Origin of the sequence: Hydrogenophaga sp. (genome assembly GCF_041633695.1) — a bacterium.
Classification (GTDB): domain Bacteria; phylum Pseudomonadota; class Gammaproteobacteria; order Burkholderiales; family Burkholderiaceae_C; genus Hydrogenophaga.
In genome coordinates this window covers 1-1396 of sequence record NZ_JBFJMY010000712.1, presented here as the reverse complement: position 1 = coordinate 1396, position 1396 = coordinate 1, and the positions used below count along the sequence as shown (strand labels likewise).

The 1396-nt window shown below is 64.3% G+C and carries 1 protein-coding gene; it reads left to right on the top strand.

The window, feature by feature from the left end; all coding sequences use genetic code 11:
- Window positions 1-286 precede the first annotated feature (286 nt).
- A complete protein-coding gene (locus ABYB95_RS23475; protein ID WP_372662784.1) occupies window positions 287-1198 on the top strand; it encodes a CoA transferase in 912 nt (303 codons plus the stop codon).
- Window positions 1199-1396: the final 198 nt, after the last annotated feature.

The following is a 1396-nucleotide window of genomic DNA, read 5'->3' as shown; positions in this document are numbered from 1 at the left end:
AGGCCGAGTTGGAGTACCTGGTCAACTCGGAAGCCGCCTCGCGTTCGCTGGCCGAAAACTACGTGGGCTTGCCGCTGGACTTTGCTGAGTGATTTGGCCCACCCTGCGCCGCGCTTTCAGCGCGGCGCGCCTGGGTTGGCGCTGTTTTCACCCCTTTCGCACTTGGAAAAATAGTGTGAACAGGCCCTAGTTTGAATGTGGGCGACGCTGTCGCCCGTTTGCATTGGTGACCCAAGGCTTGCGGTTAAATGGTTGGGCAACATTCAAAAACCGTTCAGACACGACCATGACGCTCTCCAAACCTGCCACATCCCCCCGACAGCTCAAGCCCTTGCACCGTGTGCGCATCCTGAGCCTGGCGCTCAACCTGCCCGGCCCTGCCGCCATGATGCGTTTGAAGTCCATGGGCGCCACCTGCACCAAGGCCGAGCCACCCGCAAAAGACGGCAACACCAGCGGGGACCCGATGAGCGCCTACAACCCGGCGGCCTACGACACGATGCACGCTGGCATCAAAGTGGCGCGCATGGATCTCAAGACCGAAGAAGGCCAGGGCGCGCTCCACAAGGAACTGGCCCGCACCGACGTGCTGATCACCTCTTTTCGCCCCTCGGCCCTGGAAAAACTGGGGCTGGGCTGGAACGTGTTGCGCAAGCGTTACCCCGCGTTGTCGATGGTCTCCATCGTCGGTGCGCCCGGTGAGCGCGCCGAAGAACCCGGCCACGACCTGACCTACCTGGCCGAAGCCGGACTCGTGCCCGGCCTGGATCTGCCCACCACCTTGTTCGCCGACATGAGCGGCGCGCTCATGAGCAGCGAAGCCGTGCTGCAAGCCGTGCTCCAGCACAAGATCACCGGCAAAAGCAGCTTTCAGGAAGTGGCGCTGTCGGATGCGGCCCACTGGCTCGCCCTGCCCCGCTCCTGGGGCCTTACCCAAGCCAAGGGTATGGTGGGCGGTGCCCACGCGGGTTACCGCGTATACCCCTGCAAAAACGGCCGTGGGGCCGTGGCCGCGCTGGAGCCGCATTTTGCTGCGGCCTTATGCGAAGCGGCGGGTGTGCGCGTCGGCGCAGTGAGCAGTTTGCTCAAGCCAGCCACACACGCGGCGATTGCCGCGTTCCTGGCGGGCAAGACGCGCCAGCAGTTGGAAAAACTGGCGGCCGAGAAAGACATCCCCCTGCACACACTCGCCTTTTGATGCCACTGCGTCGAGGTGTTTGCCGATGCGCAAGCCATGCAGGCCCCTATGACCCAGATCGAACCGTTGAGGTGCGCCGAGCCCGGCGTGAGAGCGCCGATCAGAGTTGCAGCGGGGAGTGAGGTCAGGCCGCCAATGGCTCGGCCGACCAGAGGGTCAATGGGGGCACGAAGGGGCTGGGTACCGACGGCCCGCGTT